Here is a 1,166-nt window from a genome sequence, read left to right on the forward strand (position 1 = left end):
TCTAGGACCAGCTTACAAGCCTCCGGTATCAGCATGAAGAAACGAATGATATCCTTGTGCGTCACCGTAACAGGACCGCCCCGCTTGATCTGTTCCTTGAATAACGGGATCACGGAACCGTTCGATCCCAGCACATTGCCGAAACGAGTCGTCACGAATTGCGTGCGACCGCTCACCTTCCCATCCTTGATGGCTTGATCCAAGCTCTGCACGTAGATCTCGCAAATACGTTTCGAGCAGCCCATCACGTTCGTGGGATTCACCGCCTTGTCAGTCGATACCATAACGAACTTCCTCGTGCCATATTTCACCGCCAAGTCAGCGATCACCCGGGTACCGTCCACGTTGTTGCGGACACTCTCCTCCGGATTATCCTCCATCATAGGTACATGCTTGTAGGCCGCGGCATGAAACACGTAATCCGGACGATGCTCCTCGAACAGCTCCTCCATGCGTTCACGCACACAAATATCGCTCACAACCGTATAGGATTCTATATTCGACCACTGACGAGCCATCATCAAGCGGACATCGTGCAAAGGGGTCTCCGCCTGATCTATCAAGACCATACGTTCCGGGGCGAACTGGGCAACCTGCCGCACGATCTCGCTACCGATACTCCCGGCGGCTCCTGTTATCAGAATCCGCTTACCGGTAATCTGCTTCCTCACCGCCTCCAAGTCTATCTCGATCTTATCACGGGGCAGTAAATCCTCTATATTCACCTCCCTCAACTGGGTATGGCTCAAGTCGCTCTTTCCGTCCCACTCTTGGGCGGCAGGAGTCATATAGATCTTTATATTCGCCTTGATCAGCCTGTCCACCATCTCCTGATTATTCCGGATCGCCTCAACTTTCAATGGAGACACCAGCAAGACATCGGCTTGCAGCCTTCTCATCACACCAATCAAATCCTCGTTATTCGGATAAACCTTGACTCCCATTAAATACCGATTCCCAATCTCAGCCATGTCCGAGATAAATCCAGCCAGCACAAACCGGGCCGGATCTTGATTCTGGATACTTTTCGCCAAACTCACCCCACCTTGCTTCACGCCATAGATAAAGGCACGTTCCGCCTTAGCCACCCGAAAAGTACTTACATAAAAATATTTCACGAACACACGCATCATCCACATCAAGCTCATAGCCAACAACGCGGAGAG

General features: G+C 51.5%; 1 protein-coding gene. It reads right to left on the minus strand.

What is annotated here, in order from left to right:
- A partial coding sequence (locus D7V92_RS21855) for a polysaccharide biosynthesis protein (RefSeq protein WP_147441545.1) occupies window positions 1–1,166 on the minus strand: 1,166 nt, incomplete at both ends.

Source organism: Parabacteroides sp. CH2-D42-20, assembly GCF_003670185.1.
GTDB classification, from domain to species: domain Bacteria; phylum Bacteroidota; class Bacteroidia; order Bacteroidales; family Tannerellaceae; genus Parabacteroides; species Parabacteroides distasonis.